Consider the following 17,568-nt stretch of genomic DNA (forward strand, 5'->3'; position numbering starts at 1 on the left):
TCAGCGCATCTCGACCCGGCGTGCGCCGGCCGGGATAGCCAGTTCGTTGCCGGCCCATGCCGCGGTACGCCCGTCGATGGTGATCCGCGCGGGCGGGGTCTCGCCGGCCGGCCACTGGATGACGAAGCCGCCGGGCGGATTGGCGCCGGGTTCAATGGTCAGCACATACGGGCGCGCCCCGTCGACCTCGCGAAGGAAGCTGTAGGTCAGGGGGCCCCAGGCCGTACCGACGTCCCGGACGCCCACGCCGTCGACGCCGCACACGCGGTTGCCCATGACACAGCCCTCCAGCCAGGCCGTCGGTATGCCGGCCGCCAGCACCAGAGACTGGTCGCGGTCGCGCTCGTAGACCAGCAGGTCCATGGCCGATCGGATGTAGTCCGAACTGATCCAGGCGTGGGGCATGTCGCCGATGAAGCGCGGCTCGCGCGCGTCGCGACCCACCACCTCGGCCCAGCCGCCCCAGGCGCGGGGCCTCATGTCCGAGAGGTAGAAGTCGAGCGCCCGCAGCGCGTCGTCGCGGCGGCCCAGCCTGACCAGGGCGCCGACGTTGCGCAGTTCATAGGGGGTGTAGTCCTTCCATTGCTGCCGGTTCTCCTGGCGGGCGGTGAAGTTTTCCCACCATTTGTCGAAGGTGCCCTTCAGGAGTTCAGCCGGCAGCTCGCCCTGAAGTCCGCCCGGCGACAGGGCGATGGTGGTCGAGGTGGCGTCGAAATCCCCCCGGTCCGCAGCCCCGGCGATCCAGTCAATGCCATGCACCCGCGCCGTCGCCTCGATGGAGGCCATGACGTCGGCCCTGAACTCTGCCTCCGAGGCCCGGAAGCGGGCGGCGGCGGCGGCGTCACCCAGGGTTTCGGCGATGAAGACAGCGTCGCGATAGCCGCGCAGGCCCCAGAAGTCGTCCCAGTACGAGTAGGCGATCTTGTCCGAATAGCCTTCGTGGCTGATCGTCGGCGGCAGCAGGCCGAACAGGTGGCGCTTGTCGGCCCCCTGGAACTCCACCGTTCGCGTCGAGGCGCGCAGACTGTCCATATAGCCGACGGCCGCCTGCACCTGCGGCCAGACCTCGCGCAGCAGCGCCTCATCACGCGTGTAGCGGTACGTCTCGGCAGCGAGGAAGACGAACTCGCCGTGGCTGTCGTTCTCGGGGACCGGATCGGCCCCGCGACTGTCGGCGCAGCAAGGCACCTTGCCGTTGTCGAACACCAGCGGCGCAAACCAGCGCAGATATTCGGCCGACAGCCCCTGATGCCCCAGCCGGTTCAGCCCCTCGGCCATCATGGCCCCGTCGCGGATCCAGCTGCGATTGTAGCTGCGGGTGCCCGGCTGAAGTATCGGTCCCTGACGCGACATCAGCATATGGGCCAGGGACGACCGCATCACATTGCCGATCTCCTGCGCCTCGCCGGGCAGGGTGACGTCGAAACGGTGCAGCTTGTCGTACCAGTCCTGCGCCACCTGATTGTTCACGGCCTCAAAGGCCCCTTCAGGGGTTCCGGCGATTTCCGGCGCGCCGCCCGACAGTGGAATCATGACGACGACGGTCCGGGTCTCGAAGCTGCGCAGCTCCATGTCGTAGAGCAGGCTCCCGGCCATGAGGCCCGTGTGGTCGGACTCCACCTGCCGGTCTCCTGCGCCCCGGCGGCGACCGGCGACGGCCAGCAGGCTCTGGGGATCGGCGCCGGCGTCGAAGGTCGACACGGCGACGGTGTCGGGTGTCGTCAGGGGCCGGATGCGGATGGCGTCGTTCAGCACCAGCTCGCCCCCGGTCCAGTCGATCTGCTCGATGGGTCCCACCCCGCCGGGCGTCGTCAGGAACTGCACCGGGCCGTTGACCTGGAACGGCCGCGCCATCAGGGCGAGGGTCAGGCGACGCGGGCGGTTGGCCAGGTTGCGGACGGTGTACTGGACCCAGACCTGCGCCTGTTCCGGCGTGCCGGCGGCGACCGCCGTCTGGCTGAGTTCCACCGTGCCCGTGTCCCAGTTCACCGTCGGGATGGGCACGCCGGAAGAGTGCGAGAACTGGGTGATTTTGGCGTCGGCCCAGCTGACCAGACGCCCGTTGTCCAGAAGGAAGGGTTCGATCGACGGCCCGCCGCGGCGCAGTTCGATGGCGCCGTCCTCGCCGACCAGCGCGCTCTCGCCGCCGCCGTCCACGCCCAACAAGGTCCAGTAGGGCTGTTCGCCGACGAAGCCGCGCGGATAGAGGCCGCGCCGGCTCTCCTCCGCCACGGCGCGCATGAAGGTCGTCGCCGTCTCGCCGAACGACAGGGGTTCGATCTCCAGCGCGTTCAGCGCGTAGGCCTCGACCCGGCGCGCGTTCAGCATCTGGCCGGCGCCCGACTGGGTCGCATTGGCCGGGCCGTCGCCGGTCGGAGCCTCGAGGTCCAGCCGCAGCCAGCGGGCCGAGGCCTCGGGCGTGCGCAGCCAGTCGACGCCGCCGTTGCCGTCGCTCACCGCCGCCAGCGCGCGCCAGTTCTGACGGTCAGAGGACGCCATCAGCCGGTAGCGCGACGCCGCCAGCCCCTCGGCCCAGCGCAGGGTGACGCCGCCGAACTCGCGCTCATAGCCGAGGTCCAGGGTCAGGCTCTGGGCGCCCGCGCCTTCTGTACGCCAGCCGGTGCCGAGGTCGTCGTCGACCGCGCGGGCGGCGACGTTCAGCCCATCCTCGCTGCTGGCGGCGGCCAGCGGGCGCGGCGGCACGGAGGGTTCGGGCGGAAGTTCGCGCAGCTCCAGCTGGTCGATCTCGATCCAGCCTCGCCCCCCCTCGCCCGCAGTCACAACGAACTCGATCCGCTCGGCGCCGCGGAAGGTGCGGTCGGGGTTCGGGCCCCAGGCCCAGATGATCTGGCGCGCCTTGATGGTGTAGCGGGTCCATTCCGCGTTGGCCCTGAACCCCCGGATCTGGCGCCAGTGGACGTTGTCGCCCGAGGCGTCGACGAACTTTATCTCCAGCGTATTGGGCGCCATCTCGCCGCGCAGCCAGAAGCTGATCTCATAGTTGGCGGGGACGTCCAGATCGATGGCGCGGGCGGCGAAGGCGTAGCCGGAGCGGCCGTTGAAATCATACTCCAGCCGCATGGCCTCGCCGTCGTGGCCGGGCACGCTGGCGATGGCCGAGGACACGTCGGTGGAGGCGTCGGCGGACCAGGGCGTCAGGGTCTCGAACCCGTCGAGGACGCGCGGCGTCTGGGCGTGGGCGGCGCCGCCCGCCAGCAGGGCGAGCGCGCCAGCGAGGGCGGCGAGCAGCCTCATCCCTTCACGCTCCCCGCCAGCATGCCGCGGATGTAGTAGCGCTGCAGGGCCAGGAAGAGGATCAGCACCGGGGCCACGGTAATGACGGCGCCCGCCATCATCAGCTCGATGTCCTGCACGTGCTCGCGCGACAGGGCGGCCAGCGCCACCGGCAGCGTATAGTTGGACTGATCGGTCAGGATGATCAGTGGCCAAAGGAAGTCGTTCCAGCTGCCCAGGAAGACGAACAGGGCCAGGGTCACGATGATCGGCTGCAGGGTCGGCAGGACCACGCGGCGGAAGATCTGCCCTTCGGACGCGCCGTCGATGCGGGCCGCCTCGAGCATCTCGTCGGGAATGCTCAGCGCATACTGGCGCACCAGGAACAGGCCGAAGATCGAGGCCAGCCACGGCACCAGCGCCCCGGCGTAGGTGTTCACCAGCCCCATCCCCTTCAGCATCAGGAACAGCGGCAGGGTGCCGATCTGGGCCGGCACCACCAGGGCGGCGACCAGAATCTGGAACACCCGGTCCCGGCCCTTGAACGCCAGTTTGGCGAAGGCGTAGCCGGCCGGCACGGTGAACAGCAGGGCGAGCCCGGTCGCGAGCGACGCGAGCGCGAAGCTGTTCCACAGATAGCGGCCCATGCCCTGGGTGACGAACAGATCGCGATAGTGATCCAGCGTCCATGACTTCGGCAGCAGCGGCGGCGGGAAGGTCGCGGCCTCGCCGGCGGTCATGAAGCTGACGGACAGCATCCACAGCAGCGGGAACAGCACGATCAGGCCGATCAGGCCGACGGCGACATTCAGCAGGAGGGCGCGCGGCTTCATTCGTAGGCTCCCATCCGCCTGGCCACGGCCAGCTGAACCAGGGTCACGGTCAGGATGCAGAGGAAGAGGATGAAGGCCACGGCGCTGGCGGAACCCAGATTCCACCATTTGAAGCCCTCTTCGTACATGAAGTAGAGCACCGTCACGGTCGACTGGGCGGGTCCCCCTTGCGTCATGACATAGGGCTCGGCGAACAGCTGGAAGAAGCCGGCGACCGAGATGATCGACACAAGCAGCAGGGTCGGGGCGATGGCCGGCAGGGTGACGTGGACGAACTGCTTCCACGGCCCGGCCCCGTCGATGCGCGCGGCCTCATACAGATCGTCCGGCACGGTCTGAAGAACTGCGAGGAAGATCAGCATGTTGTAGCCGAATATCTTCCAGACGACGAACATCAGGATGGCGGGGATCGAGGTCGAGGGTTGGCCCAGCCAGTCGACGGGCGGCAAGCCGATGCTCTGGATGGCCCAGTTGATGACGCCGTACCGGGTATGCAGCAGATAGTTCCAGAGCACCGCCGTCGCGACGAGGGTGGTGACATAGGGAGCGAAGAACATCACCCGCCAGATCGGCCGCCACTTGATCACCCGCGCATTGAGGATCACCGCCGCCGCCAGCGAAGTCGCGATCGAAAGCGGCACCCCGATCAGGGCGAACAGGCCGGTGTTTTTCATCGCCCCCCAGAACAGCGGATTGCCCAGCAGCCGCTCATAGTTATGCAGGCCCACGAACCGCACATTGCCGATGTCGGCCAAGGCGTAGATGTCGAAATCGGTCAGGCTGAGCAGCAGGGCCGAGAAGACCGGAATGGCGAAGAAGACGCCGATGGCGATCAGCGCCGGCGCCACAAACCCCCAGGCCGCCCGCTCGCGGTTACGGGCGTTGCGCGCCGGACGCGGCGCGGGTTTGACGATGACGGTTTCAGCCGAGGCCGGAACATCGGTCATATCGCCCTCCCCTGCTCGATCATCCAGCGGCGCTTTTCCAGCAGCCGGTCGGCGCGGCGGTCGATCTCGGCGGCGGCGTCTCGCGGCGTGAACTCGCCCCGCACCATCCGCTCGGCGACGATCTGCATCTCGGAGACCACCCTTTCCCACTCCGGCACCTTGGGCACCGCCTTCGCCCGCGACAGCTGGCCCTTGAAGGCGGCGATATAGGGATCGTCAGCGACCGCCGGCGTCGCCCATGCGCTTTCACGCGCGGGAAGATCGCCCGTGATGGTGTTGAAGCGCGCCTGCACCGCCGGATCGGCGAGATAGCGGACCAGCTTCCACGCCGCGTCCTGATGCGGCGAATGACGATAGACGACCAGCGAGGAGCCGCCCGGCGCCGAGGCCCCCGGCCCGGTCGGGCCCGGCACGCCCGAGGTCATCCAGCGGGTCGTCGGCTTCAGCCGGTTCTTGAAGTCGCCGATGGTCCACGGTCCCGAGAAGTAGAAGCTGAACCAGCCGCGCTCGAACTCGGTCCAGACGTTCGAGATCTGCGTCGATGAGGCGACCGGAGCCAACCCCTCGTCGAACAGGCTCTTGTAGAATTCCAGGGCGGCGATGAAGGAGGCGCTGGAGAAATTGCCCCGCGTATCCCGGTCCCGCAGCAGCGGCTCGGTCCCCTGCAGCCCGAAGGTCAGCAGTTGTTCGAACTCATTGACCGGCAGCAGGACGGCGTAGTTGTCAGGCCCCGCCACGCGCTTGACCGCATGCATCGCTGTCTTCCACGTCTCCCAGGTCTGGGGGACGCCGTCGGAGTAGCCGGCCCGCTCCAGCAGATCGGCGCGGTAGTAGATCAGCCGGGTGTCGACGTACCAGGGCACGCCGACCACCCGACCGCCGATGCGATTGGTCTCCAGCACCGCCGGGAACTGGTCGGTCAGCAGGTCCGAGGCGAAATCCGGCAGGGCGCTGATCGCCCCGATGGCCGCCATCTCGGACACCCAGGTGTTGCCCACCTGGCTGAGGTCCGGCAGCGAACTGCCGGCATAGGACGTCAACAGCTTGGAATGGGCCGCCGTCCACGGCAGGGCCTGAACCTCGACCTTGATCCCGGGGTTCAGCCGTTCGAACCCGGGCAGGATCTGCGGGACGTTGGTCGCCTCATTGCCCATCGCCCAGAAGCGCAGCCGGGTGACCCCGTCGTTCCGCTGGCTGCAACCGGCCAGGCCCGTCGCGGCCCCGGCCAGAAGGCCGAGCGCCGTCCGACGGTCCGGCCGCAGGTCCGTCATGCGCCGGACTCGCCAAGGTTGGCCAGCCAGCCGCCGGTGAAGCCGGCCCGCTTCAGGCCGCGCACCAGATTGGGCTCGCCGCGCATCCGCTTCCAGACGGCGTCGGACCGGCCGTTCTCGATCTGGATGACGATCGGCCCCTGGTCGAGGCCCAGATAGTCGCCGTCGACCCAGCCCACGCCTGGAACGATCCGGCCGTGCTGCAGCCGTCCCTGCCGCTCGGTCAGCGTCGGATTGAAGGAATCGAGGAAGCCGAACTCGGTGTAGATGGCGGCGCCGTAGCGGGCCTTCATCGCCTTCAGGCAGGCCGTGACCTCGGCGGGGGCGAAGGGGTAGCAGCCCAGGGAGGCCGTCGGCGCGATCGTGCCGTCGTCACGGTCGCCGGGGCCGCGCGCCGAATAGCTGAAGAACTGGCGTTCACGCCCGTCGATGACCTGTTTGAAGTCGCCCGGCCCGTCGCAGGCGATCAGCCCCCAGACATCCGCCGAATAGCCGGCCCAGCCCATCGGGTTGTCGACGGCGTATTTGCGATGCACCTCGACCGCGCGGACGCTGTTCTGGAAATAGTCGAACGGGCCGATCTCGGCCGATTTGGCCCGCATCCAGGCGTCGCGGATGCCGCGGAAGTCGGCGTACATATGGCTGTACTGATGCCCCAGCATCGGACCGAAATGCAGGTACGCCGGGCCCCACCGGTCGGTCCAGCTCTGGTCGTAGACGCTGCACCACTCGTCCCAGACGGCCGCGGGCACAGGATGGGTCGGGCTGCCGATGGCCAGCAGAAGCACCAGCATGCCCTCGTTGTAGATGTGCCAGTCCGCCGGGATGAAGCCGGTCTCCGGGTGCCAACCCATGGAGATGCGGTTGGGACGGACCACAGCCCAGTCCCATTCGATCCGCTCATAGATCGCCTGGGCCAGACGACGGATCTCGGCCTCGTCGGCATGGTCGCCGTCGAACCAGCGCGCGGCGAACAGCATGCCCGCGACCAGCAGGGTGGTGTCCACGGTCGACAGTTCGGTGCGACCGAACCGGTGGCCGGTCTCCATGTCGAGGAAGTGGTAGAAGAAACCTTTGTAGCCGCCGACTCCGGTCGCCTCCGGCCCCTGGGGCAGGTCGTGGAAGAAGCGGATGGTGGTCAGGGTGCGCTCGCGCGCCTCCTCGCGGCTCATCCATCCCCGCTCGACCCCGATGGGCCAGCAGGTCAGGGCGAAGCCGACGGCGGCCACGGACGAGAACGACTCGGTCGGCCAGCGATCGGGCGTCAGGCCGTTGTCGCGCCTGGTGACGTGGGTGAACCAGTTGAAGGTACGTTGCTGAAGCTCGTCGACCTCGGGATCGACCAGCGGCGCCCGGGGTTTGAAATGGTCGAGGCCGGCGCCGCCGCACCCGCCGATCGAAAGGGCCGCTACGCCCGCGACCGTGGAGCCCATCAGAAACCGGCGGCGATCCATGATCTCATCCTCTTACGCAAACTCGGGTCAGTCAAAAAATGGGCCGCCCCCCGGGGAATCAGGGGGCGGCCGCCAGGCTCAGGAGACGGTCAGAAGCTGTAACGCATACCCAGCTGGAAGGTGCGGGTCGGGAACAGCACGGTCGAAGGCTTCTCGAAGTTCGGGTTGGGGTTGGCGAGCGAGCCCGTGCCGCCGTCGAAGCCCGAGAAGTTGTCGAAGTTGAACACGTTGATGACGTCCAGATAGACCGACAGTTCCGAACCGCTGAACACCGTGAAGTCCTTCGTCAGCCGGAGATCGAGGTTCCGGTAGGCGAACGAGTTCGGGATGATGAAGTTGAACTGCTGCGGCCGGCCGTGCATCGGACGGTAGACGAAGTTGGGGCCGCGCCCGTCGAACACGTCGAAGGGCGTGCCCGAACCCAGCGTCAGTATGCCCGACAGCTGGAAGTCGAAGGGCAGGTCCACGATGCCGTTCGCCACGATGCGGTGACGTTCGTCAGTGGAGGTCGGACGGACGGGCGAACTTTCGATGCTGAAGCAGTCGAAGCAGAAATTGTCGTTGCCGCCGTTCTGTTCGGCCTGCGACCAGGTGTAGGCGAGATTGAAGCCCCAGCCGGAGTCGACCGTGTAGTTCTTGTCCAGCTTGACGTAGAGCGCCCGGAAGGTCCGCTCCTTGTTGTGGTCCGACACCAGATAGGTGCGGTAGGGGTTCGCGGCGCCCGGCGAGCAGAAGCCGCCATTGTCGCCGAAGCCGCCGCCGTCGTTGCCGCGTGTGGGTTCGCGGCAGCGGTTCAGATAGGCCCAGGTGAACTCGTTTTCGGTCTTGCCGTAGGCGAGGGTGAACTCGCTCTGCCAGTCGCCGAACCGCTGACGAAGACCCAGGTTGAACTGGTCGGTCATCGGCGGTTCGAAGTCGTTCGCCAGCAGGAAGGCTTCGCCCTTGCCGGGGATGGCCGCCAGGACCGGATCAAGACCAGCCGCCGTGCCGTACGAGGCCTGCCACAGGATGGGGTCGCCGGCGTCGCCCGGCAAATCCACGCCCGGACCGGGATCGCGGTCCTGTCCGGCCGGCCGGCCCGTGGTGCTGAAGAAGGCGTTCTTGCGGATGTCGAACGGCTTGACCAGTTCGTCGTACGCGAAGTTGAAGTTGACCCGGTCGTAGTACCGGCCGGCCCCACCGAAGATGACCGTGCGGCGGTCGCCGAACACATCGTACGAGAAGCCGATGCGGGGCTGGAAGGCGCCCGCGAACGGATCCCGGTTGTTGCCGGTCGAGATGTAGTCGTCCCTGTTGAACCAGCTGGGGGCGTAGCCCGCGGGCTTGCCGCCGTCGGTCGAGGCGATCCACTGATCCAGACCCGCGATGACGCTGGCCGGGGTCACGTAGTCGTTGTTGTTGGCGTTGGTCTCATAGTCCCAGCGGATGCCGAGGTTCAGCTCCAGCTGGTCGGTGATCCGCCAGTCGTCCTGGACATACAGGCCGATGACGGTGTTATCCAGATCGACCTCGGGGAAGGCTTGGCCAAGTTCGACGCGGTACGGCACCGTGGTGCTGCCGCTCAGCTCGGGCCGGCCGTCGACGTCGTAGTAGAAGTTCGGATTCCGGCCGAACTGCTTGTTCACCTCATAGTTCTGCAGCGACACCTTGGCGCCCAGCTTGATGGTGTGGAAGCCGTTGAGTTCCAGATCGTTGAACGTCACGTCGTCGCGGAAGGTGATCGCGTTGTCGTGGATGTCCTGGGTGCTGTCGCGACCGCCCAGGTTGATGATCGCCGCGCCGCCGAAATAGTCGGGCTGGAAGCCTGGCAGGCCCGGATTGGTGTCGTTCTCGAACAGCCGGTAGGTCGCGCCCGCGTCCGAGAAGTTCGCGGCGCCCGGGTTATAGTTGTAGTCGCGGTAGTCGACGGCGAACTCGTTCAGGAACGAGTCCGTCTGCCACTGGTAGCGAAGGTTGCTGGTCAGCGTGGTCTGCTGAAGATTGTTGGCGCGTTCGAAGGAATCCGCACCGCCGAAGTCGCGCAGGTCTGACTCGTCCCGGTAGGTTACGCTCCAGTCGATCAGATGGCCCTCAGCCGGCTGCCAGCTGAGCTTGCCGAACATCAGGTCTTCCTCGAACGGCGCCGCGAAGGTGCCGATGTACTGGCCGAACTGGCTGACAAAGCGCGGGTCCTGACGGCCCAGGTTGACCACGCGGGCGCGGTTTTCCTGCTTGTGTTCGTAGGTGCCGAAGAAATGCAGCGTGTCCTGGATGATCGGCCCGCCCAGGGCGAAGCCGTACTGCTGCACCTCGAGGTCGGCCTTGGGATCGCCCCGTTGCTCCGCGAAGGTGTCCTGGGCGATGAATTCCTGATCGCGGTAGGTGCCGAAGATCTCGCCGTGGAACTCGTTGGTTCCGGAACGGGTGACGGCGGTGATGATCGCCGACGAGGCCTGTTCGTACTCAGCCTTGAAGTTCTGACTGACGACGCGGAACTCCTGGACGCCGGCCTGGGGGAAGGGGTTACCGCGGCTGTCGTCCTGGCCGATGATGCCGCCGGCGATGACGTTGGACTTCAGGCTGGCGCCGTCGATGAAGGCGTTGACCGATTCCGCGCGCTGACCGCCGGCGGTGATGGTCTGCTCATTCTCGTTCAGCGACAGCCGGACGCCGGGTGCCAGGGCCGCGAAATTCAGGAAGTTGCGGTTGATCTGCGGCAGGGTGTTGATCTGCTGCGTGGTCACATTGGTCGCGTTCTCGGGCGTGCGCACCTCGGCCAGACGGCGGCCGGTGACGATCACCTCGCCCAGATCGGAAGCGCCGGCGTCCGCGGCGGCGACCGCGCCGACCGCCAGATCCAGATCGCCGACCTGGCCGACGCCGATGGTGACGACGTCCGAAGCGGTTTCGCCGTCCGCCGTGGTCACAGTGACCTCATAGGTGCCGGGGCGCAGGCCCGACAGCACATAGCCGCCGTTGGCGTTGGCGGCGGTCCGGGTGGTGAAGCCCGAAGAGGTGTCGCGCGCCACGATCGCGGCGCCGGCCTCGGCGACACCGTCGTCGGTGACCGAGCCGCGGATCGTCGACGTCGTGACCTGGGCCGAAACCCCGCCGGCGCACGCCAGCGAGACGGCCAGGGCGAGGGCGGACGCGGCCCCCATGTATTGAATGGACTTGCGGGTCATCAGGAATTCTCCCCCTTCAGAGATGCCGTGTCGGCGTCGGCGCGAAGACGCCCGCCGGATGGTTTGGTTTGGGATGTCGCCGATTGGCTTGACGGGCGTACGACCAGTTCGGGCCGGACGACCTCGCATGCGGTGTCGGCGACGGCTTCGCCCGCTGCGTTGATCAGGCGGACGACGCGCTCGAGGGCGCTGCGTCCGGTTTCTGCAATCTGGATTCTCAGTGTCGTCAGGGCGGGCCGGACCAGGCTGGCGATCGGCACGTCGTCAAAGCCGACGATCGCGACGTCCTCGGGCACGCGGAAGCCGGCGTCCTGTAGCGCCAGCATGGCGCCGACGGCCATGATGTCGTTGCCGGCGAAGACCGCGTCGGGCTTCACGTCGCCGCTGGCGAGGGCGAGGCCGGCGTCGTGGCCCGACGTCTGGGTGAAGGAGCCCTCGACCACCGTCGTCGGCAGGCCCGCCCTGGCCATGGCCTCGAGATAGCCGGCCAGCCGGGTCTCGGCCTCGAGGTTGCCGGTGGGTCCGGAGATGTGGGCGATGCGCCGGCGGCCCGTCGCGATCAGGTGCTCGACCGCCTGGACCGCTCCGCCGTGGTTGTCGACGACGATCGACGGCCGGTTGGCGTCGGCTCCGCCGTTCATCAGCAGGATGGGCGTCCGGCCAGCCAGGCCCGCGGCAAGGTTGGCGGCGTCCAGATGTGGCGACAGGACGATGAGGCCGTCCACCCGTCCGCGCATCGACCGGATCGCGGCCGAGGCCTCTTCCGCATCGTCGTGCGAGCTGGAGACGATCAGGTGATAGCCGACCGAACGCGCGGCGATATCCATGCCGCGGATCAGCTCGGAGAAGAACTCGCCGTACAGGTCCGGCAGGATGACGCCGATCGTCTGGGTCCTGCTGGTCGACAGGCTGCGGGCCCCCGAGTGGGGCACATACTGAAGGGCGTCGGCGGCCTCGAGCACCTTGGCGCGGGTCGCTTCGGTGACGGGGCCCGCCCCGTTCAGGACGCGCGAAACCGAGGCCACGGACACATCAGCCCGCTGGGCGACATCGCGGATCGTGGCGGCCTTCACGCCGCCGCCGTCGCGCAGGTTTGCCGGGTCGCTGTCAGCGTCAAGACATCATCCTCCCTCGGCATTTCCAGCCCCGGCCCGCTTGGCGCGGGTCCGTCCGGAAAAACCATTTGACCGATTGCAAGAATGTAATCGGTTACGTAACCGATTACATGACACACTAGTCAGGCCGCCCGCAAGTGCCCTAGTTTGGTCACATCGAGGTTGTGTCGACGGGGGTACACGCGTACCGACCACGGCCATTCCACCTCACCAGTTCGCGTCCCAGCTTTTCGAGGCCCCTTCAAATGACATCAAAAAACACAGGCAACTATCGGTTTCCCGAAGGTTTTCTGTGGGGCGCCGCGACGGCCGCCTATCAGATTGAAGGCTCGTCCATGGCCGACGGCGCGGGGGAGTCCATCTGGGATCGCTTCAGCCACACTCCGGGCATGATGCTGAACGGCGACACCGGCGACGTGGCCTGCGACCACTACAACCGCTGGCGTGAGGACATCGATCTGATGACCCGGCTGAACCTCCAGGCCTACCGGTTCTCGGTGAGCTGGAGCCGGGTGATTCCGGAGGGCCGCGGGGCCATCAACCAGAAGGGTCTGGACTTCTACGACCGGCTGGTCGACGGCCTGCTCGAGAAGGGCATCGAGCCGCTGTGCACCCTGTATCACTGGGACCTGCCGGCGGCGCTGGACGACCGCGGCGGCTGGCTGAATCCGGACATCGCGGACTGGTTCGCCGATTACGGCCAGGTCCTGTTCGAGAAATTCAAGGGCCGGGTGAAGACCTGGGGCACGATCAACGAGCCGTGGGTGATCGTCGACGGCGGCTATCTGCACGGCGCCCTGGCCCCCGGCCACAGGTCGGCCTTCGAGGCCATGATCGCCGGTCACAACGTCCTGCGCGCCCACGGCGCGGCGGTGAAGCGGTTCCGCCAGGCCGGCGAGGGCCGGATCGGCATCGTCCTCAACATCGAGCCCAAATACAGCGCGTCGGACAAGCCTGAGGACGAGGCCGCGCGCAGACGCGCCGAGGCCCAGATGAACCGCTGGTTCCTGGACCCGCTGATGGGCCGCGGCTACCCGGAAGAACTGAAGGATGTCTACGGCGAGGCCTGGCGCGAATTCCCGCAGGAAGACTTCGACCTGATCGCCCAGCCGACCGACTGGATGGGCCTCAACTGGTACACCCGTTCGGTGCCAGAGAACGCGCCGGACGTCTGGCCGGTCCGCGCCCGCCCGGTGAAGCAGATCCAGCACGCCCACACCGAGACCGGCTGGGAAGTCTATCCTCCCGCCCTGACCGACACCCTTGTCTGGCTGCACGAACAGACCGGGGGGAAACTGCCCCTGATGGTCACCGAGAACGGCTCGGCCTGGTACGATCCGCCCCACGCCATCGACGGCCGCATCCACGATCCGATGCGCGTCGAATATCTGAAGAACCACCTCAAGGCCCTGCACGACGCCATCGGCAAGGGTGTCGACGTCCGCGGCTATATGGCGTGGTCCCTGCTCGACAATCTGGAATGGTCGCTTGGCTATTCGAAGCGGTTCGGCATCACCCACGTGAACTTCCTGACGCAGGAGCGGACCATCAAGGATTCCGGCCTGCTCTACGCCGAGGTCATCAAGAGCCACGGCGCGGTGCTCGCCGCCCTGTGACCATCCGGCGCGAGGCCAGCTGCCGTTGCGGCCGCCTGCGGGCCGTCTGCGAGGGCGAGCCGGTCCGCGTGTCGGTCTGCCACTGCCTGGCCTGTCAGCAGCGCACCGGCAGCGCCTTCGCCGCCCAGGCCCGGTTCCCGGCAGACCGGGTGACCGTCACCGGGGAGGCCCGGGTCTGGACCCGCATCGCCGACAGCGGCCATGCCATCGACTACAGCTTCTGTCCGGCCTGCGGCTCGACCGTCCACTACACGGGCGGCAACTTTCCCGACGTAATCGCCATCCCGCTGGGCGCCTTCGCCGATCCCGCCTTTCCGCCCCCGGAGTTCTCGGTCTGGGAAAAGCGCAGACATCCGTGGACCGTGGTGCTGGGCGACGACGTCGAACACACGGACTGAGCCTCAGCGCACCCGGTCGTAATAGGCCTCGATCAGGTCCAGCCGCTCCGCGAACGGGATCGGCTTCGCCACCGGTCCGTCGTTGGTGAACTCCAGCAGGTGGTCGCGTTCCCCGCCGAACTCGGGCCAGGCGGGTCGCCCCTCCCCGTTCGGGTCGCCCGCCGCCGCGAACCCCACCCAGTAGTCCGCCATGGCCTTCGCCGCCCTGTCGTCCCTTTCGCCCAAGGGGCGTCCGACCGTGTGGAGATTGTCGAATACATAGGGCCGCTCGGACGCGTGGGTGGCCCCGCCGCTCGGCTCCGGATTGGAGTCCGGAACCACGTCGAAACGGTACAGCCAGGTCGGATGTCGGTTGCGGGCGTGCAGCCGCGCCAGATGCCGGGCCGGTTCATTGAAGGCCAGGTCGCTGACCACATGGGCGCGATAGCCGTCCTCCCCGCCATAGGCCGCGTACAGATCGACCCGTTCCCGCGACGTCAGGGCGTCGTCGATCGCACCATAGGGGCTGATCTCCGAAGGCCGTATCCACCAGAATTCGGCGCTGTTCGTGCCGATGACAAGCGGCACGGGTGCCTCGCGCCCCGCGGCGAAGGCGGCCTCGACCTCCTCGGTCACCAGCCGGCCGTCGATGACCAGATTGTCGCCGCCGTAGAAGTTCGGCGCGGGCCTCAGCAGCGCCTCTGCGGGGATGGCGCGCAGATCCGCCGCCGTCGTCGCCCCGACGGTCCGCGCATAGGCGAGACCCCGGTCCTGCAGCGACGGCCCGCCGATCGCCGAGGGCGCGGCCAATGGAACGCCGGAATCCCGTCCCAGACCCGACTGCACGACCGCCTTGTGGAACAGCCCGCGCGCGCCCGGGGAGATCATCAGCCGGGTCACCGCCGCCCCGCCGGCCGACTCGCCGAAGACGGTGACGTTGCCGGCGTCCCCGCCAAACGCCGCCGCGTTGTCGCGCACCCACTCCAGCGCCGCGACGATGTCCATCATGCCGTAGTTGCCGCCCGGCTCGCCCGGAGCACGCTCCGCCGCCAGCGCCGGATGATCAAAGAAGCCCAGCCGCCCGAGCCGGTAGTTCACCGTCACCACGACCGCGCCGCGCCTCGCCAGATTCGTCCCGTCGTACAGCGCCGCCGTGCCGGACCCGTTGTTGAAGCCGCCGCCGTGAATCCACACCATCACCGGGAGCGCTTCTCCCCGCTCCGCCGGAGCCCAGACGTTCAGCGTCAGACAGTCCTCGCTCATCGGCAGCGGACCCACACCCGGATCGCCGCCCGACGGAGGCTGGATGCAGATGGCCCCGACGTGTCCGGCGTCTCGCTCGCCATTCCACGCCGCCGCCCGTTGCGGAGCCCGCCAGCGCAAGGACCCCGCGGGCGGCGAGGCGTAGGGCACGCCCTTGAAACTGCTCACGCCTTCATCGGCCCGACCGACCAGCACGCCCTGTTCGACCACGGCTCGGGGATGGGTCGGCGTGGTCCCGCCAGAGGTCATCATCAGCGCCGCCGCGAGGAAAAACACCAGGGACATGGACGGACACTAGCGCGCCGGGGCGCGATGTCTCAAATAACCATCTGTGACGGCGCCGCGACCGCGTGAACCGATTGCAGGTCAAGGCGTTATGGGCCGGATTGGGGTGGGGGTGTATTGAAGCATCTGGCGAAATCGGGCGACCTTGCGGTCGATCTGGCCGACGCGTTCGACGCGTCGCCAAACCCGTACGTCCTGCTCACTCCCGACCTGCGTATCGCCGGCGCCAACCAGGCCTATCTGGATGTCACCCGCAGCGTTCGTGAGATGATCATCGGCCGCCCCCTGTTCGCCGCCTTCGATTCGGGTCCGGGGGAGGAAGCGCCCGAGAACGTGCGTCAGGTAAAGGCGTCGTTGGAAAAGGCGCGGGACACCCGTCAGCGTGATCACCTGGCCATGGTGCGCTTCTCCGTGCCCGCAGAATCGGACGGCCCGGGCCCGGTCTTCGAGGAGCGCTTCTGGAGCGCCACCCACACGCCGATCCTGAACGACCGGGGCGAGGTCGTCTGGCTGCTGCAGCACACCACCGACATCACGGAGCTGGCGCAGCTGCGCCAGACCACGCGCGCCCGGAAGGGGAGCGCCCGGACCCTGGACGCTGTCGTGGGCGGGGGCGTGCTGGCCCGGGCGCGGCAGGTGCAGGAAGACAACCGGCGTCTTGCGGAGGAACGCAATCGTCTGCAGGACATGTTCATGCAGTCGCCGGGCTTCGTCGCCGTTCTGGCGGGGCCGGACCACATCGTCGATTTCTGCAATGACGCCTATCGCCGCCTGATCGGCTACCGCGAGGTCGATGGACTGCCCATCGCCGAGGCCCTGCCCGAGGTCGTCGGCCAAGGCTACGTCGACATGCTGGACGGCGTGTTCGAAACCGGCGAACCGGTGCAGGGGCAGGCCAGTCTGGTCCAGCTGCGGCGGGCCCCCGGTGAGGAACCGGAAGACGCCTACGTCGACTTCTACTACCAACCGATCCGCGACGCCGACGGGGCCATCATCGGCGTCTTCGTGCAGGGCCACGACGTCACCGAGGGCGTTCGGGCGGCCGAGCGCCAGAAATTGATGATCGACGAGTTGAACCACCGGGTGAAGAACACCCTCGCGACTGTCCAGTCGATCGCCGTGCAGACCGCCCGGTCCCACGCAGACCCCAAAACGTTCGCCGAAGGCTTTCAGGCCCGGCTGCTGGCGCTGTCGCACACACACGACCTGCTGACCCGCAGCCACTGGGAGGGCGCGGACCTCGCCGCCGTGCTGGAACATGAGACCCAGGCCCATGGCCCCCATCGCGTCACGCGGAACGGCCTGCCGGTGGCGCTGGGACCCGCCGCGGCCCTGTCGCTGGGGATGATTTTCCACGAACTGGCCACCAACGCCGCCAAATATGGAGCTCTGTCAGCCCCGGAGGGCCGGGTGCTGGTCGACTGGTCCGTCTCGAACCAGACCCGCCCCATTCTTCATCTGAGCTGGCGGGAGCTGGACGGTCCCCGTGTCACGCCCCCGGAACGCCGCGGCTTCGGCAGCCGGCTGATCGAGCGAAACGTGCGGCATGATCTGGCGGGAGAGGTCAAACTGGACTACGCAAACGACGGTTTCAGTGCGGATTTTTCGATTCCGCTCGATCGCGGGACAGATTCATGAGCGCACCTTTGACTGGCCGACGGGTCCTCGTGGTCGAGGACGAATCCCTCGTCGCCATGCTGCTCGAGACCATTCTGGAAGACATGGGCTGCACCCCGGTGGGACCCGCGTCCACCGTCGACGCCGGCCTGACGATGGCGACCGACGAACAGCTCGACGCCGCCCTGCTGGACGTCAACGTCGCCGGAAAACAGGTCTTCCCGATCGCCGAGGCGCTGAAGGCGCGCGGCGTGCCGTTCGTCTTCTCCACCGGCTATGGCGAGGGAGGCCTGCCCGACGAATGGCGCGGTCAGGCCACGATCCAGAAGCCCTTCACCGAGGCCGCCGTCCGCGACGCGCTGATGAAGGCGATGGGCGTCGAGAACGTCTGA

12 protein-coding genes are annotated in these 17,568 nt (G+C 67.7%); 4 read left to right on the forward strand and 8 right to left on the reverse strand.

Features of this window, described 5'->3' with window-relative positions; translation table 11 throughout:
* The 7 genes from BrevBR_RS02945 to BrevBR_RS02975 all read right to left on the reverse strand — a co-directional run bounded on the left by BrevBR_RS02945 (nt 1) and on the right by BrevBR_RS02975 (nt 11,976).
* On the reverse strand, nt 1-3,255 hold the full coding sequence (locus BrevBR_RS02945) for a discoidin domain-containing protein (RefSeq protein WP_339999875.1): 3,255 nt from the start codon (nt 3,253-3,255) through the stop codon (nt 1-3).
* Nucleotides 3,252-4,067: a carbohydrate ABC transporter permease gene (locus BrevBR_RS02950; protein ID WP_339999876.1), complete on the reverse strand. Its 816-nt coding sequence runs from the start codon at nt 4,065-4,067 to the stop codon at nt 3,252-3,254. The genes BrevBR_RS02945 and BrevBR_RS02950 overlap by 4 nt, the downstream gene beginning before the upstream one ends.
* A complete protein-coding gene (locus tag BrevBR_RS02955) occupies nt 4,064-5,014 on the reverse strand; it encodes a carbohydrate ABC transporter permease (RefSeq protein WP_339999877.1) in 951 nt (316 codons plus the stop codon). Before BrevBR_RS02955 ends, BrevBR_RS02950 begins: the two co-directional genes overlap by 4 nt.
* Nucleotides 5,011-6,285 carry an extracellular solute-binding protein gene (locus BrevBR_RS02960; protein WP_339999878.1) on the reverse strand — a complete coding sequence of 425 codons (1,275 nt, stop codon included), beginning with the start codon at nt 6,283-6,285 and terminating at the stop codon, nt 5,011-5,013. Before BrevBR_RS02960 ends, BrevBR_RS02955 begins: the two co-directional genes overlap by 4 nt.
* The gene (locus tag BrevBR_RS02965; protein ID WP_339999879.1) at nt 6,282-7,739 is read right to left on the reverse strand and encodes a glucoamylase family protein; all 1,458 of its coding nucleotides are present in this window, start codon (nt 7,737-7,739) and stop codon (nt 6,282-6,284) included. The genes BrevBR_RS02960 and BrevBR_RS02965 overlap by 4 nt, the downstream gene beginning before the upstream one ends.
* Nucleotides 7,740-7,828: 89 nt before the next feature.
* Nucleotides 7,829-10,903, reverse strand: coding sequence for a TonB-dependent receptor (locus tag BrevBR_RS02970; RefSeq protein WP_339999880.1), 3,075 nt, complete (start codon nt 10,901-10,903; stop codon nt 7,829-7,831).
* Entirely contained in the window at nt 10,903-11,976 is a 1,074-nt protein-coding gene (locus BrevBR_RS02975; protein ID WP_339999881.1) for a LacI family DNA-binding transcriptional regulator, read from the reverse strand. The genes BrevBR_RS02970 and BrevBR_RS02975 overlap by 1 nt, the downstream gene beginning before the upstream one ends.
* 287 nt (nt 11,977-12,263) lie before the next feature.
* Between BrevBR_RS02975 and BrevBR_RS02980 the strand changes: the two genes are divergently transcribed.
* Both BrevBR_RS02980 and BrevBR_RS02985 read left to right on the forward strand, forming a co-directional pair.
* On the forward strand, nt 12,264-13,634 hold the full coding sequence (locus tag BrevBR_RS02980) for a GH1 family beta-glucosidase (RefSeq protein WP_339999882.1): 1,371 nt from the start codon (nt 12,264-12,266) through the stop codon (nt 13,632-13,634).
* Entirely contained in the window at nt 13,631-14,032 is a 402-nt protein-coding gene (locus BrevBR_RS02985) for a GFA family protein (protein WP_332639058.1), read from the forward strand. Before BrevBR_RS02980 ends, BrevBR_RS02985 begins: the two co-directional genes overlap by 4 nt.
* A 3-nt stretch (nt 14,033-14,035) precedes the next feature.
* On the opposite strand, the gene BrevBR_RS02990 is transcribed toward BrevBR_RS02985, so the two are convergent.
* Nucleotides 14,036-15,559: a carboxylesterase/lipase family protein gene (locus BrevBR_RS02990; RefSeq protein ID WP_332639059.1), complete on the reverse strand. Its 1,524-nt coding sequence runs from the start codon at nt 15,557-15,559 to the stop codon at nt 14,036-14,038.
* Nucleotides 15,560-15,676: 117 nt separating this feature from the next.
* Between BrevBR_RS02990 and BrevBR_RS02995 the strand changes: the two genes are divergently transcribed.
* Both BrevBR_RS02995 and BrevBR_RS03000 read left to right on the forward strand, forming a co-directional pair.
* A complete protein-coding gene (locus BrevBR_RS02995) occupies nt 15,677-17,197 on the forward strand; it encodes a PAS domain-containing sensor histidine kinase (protein ID WP_339999883.1) in 1,521 nt (506 codons plus the stop codon).
* A complete protein-coding gene (locus BrevBR_RS03000; protein ID WP_332639062.1) occupies nt 17,194-17,568 on the forward strand; it encodes a response regulator in 375 nt (124 codons plus the stop codon). The genes BrevBR_RS02995 and BrevBR_RS03000 overlap by 4 nt, the downstream gene beginning before the upstream one ends.

It is taken from the genome of Brevundimonas sp. BR2-1, assembly GCF_037626195.1.
Lineage (GTDB): Bacteria > Pseudomonadota > Alphaproteobacteria > Caulobacterales > Caulobacteraceae > Brevundimonas.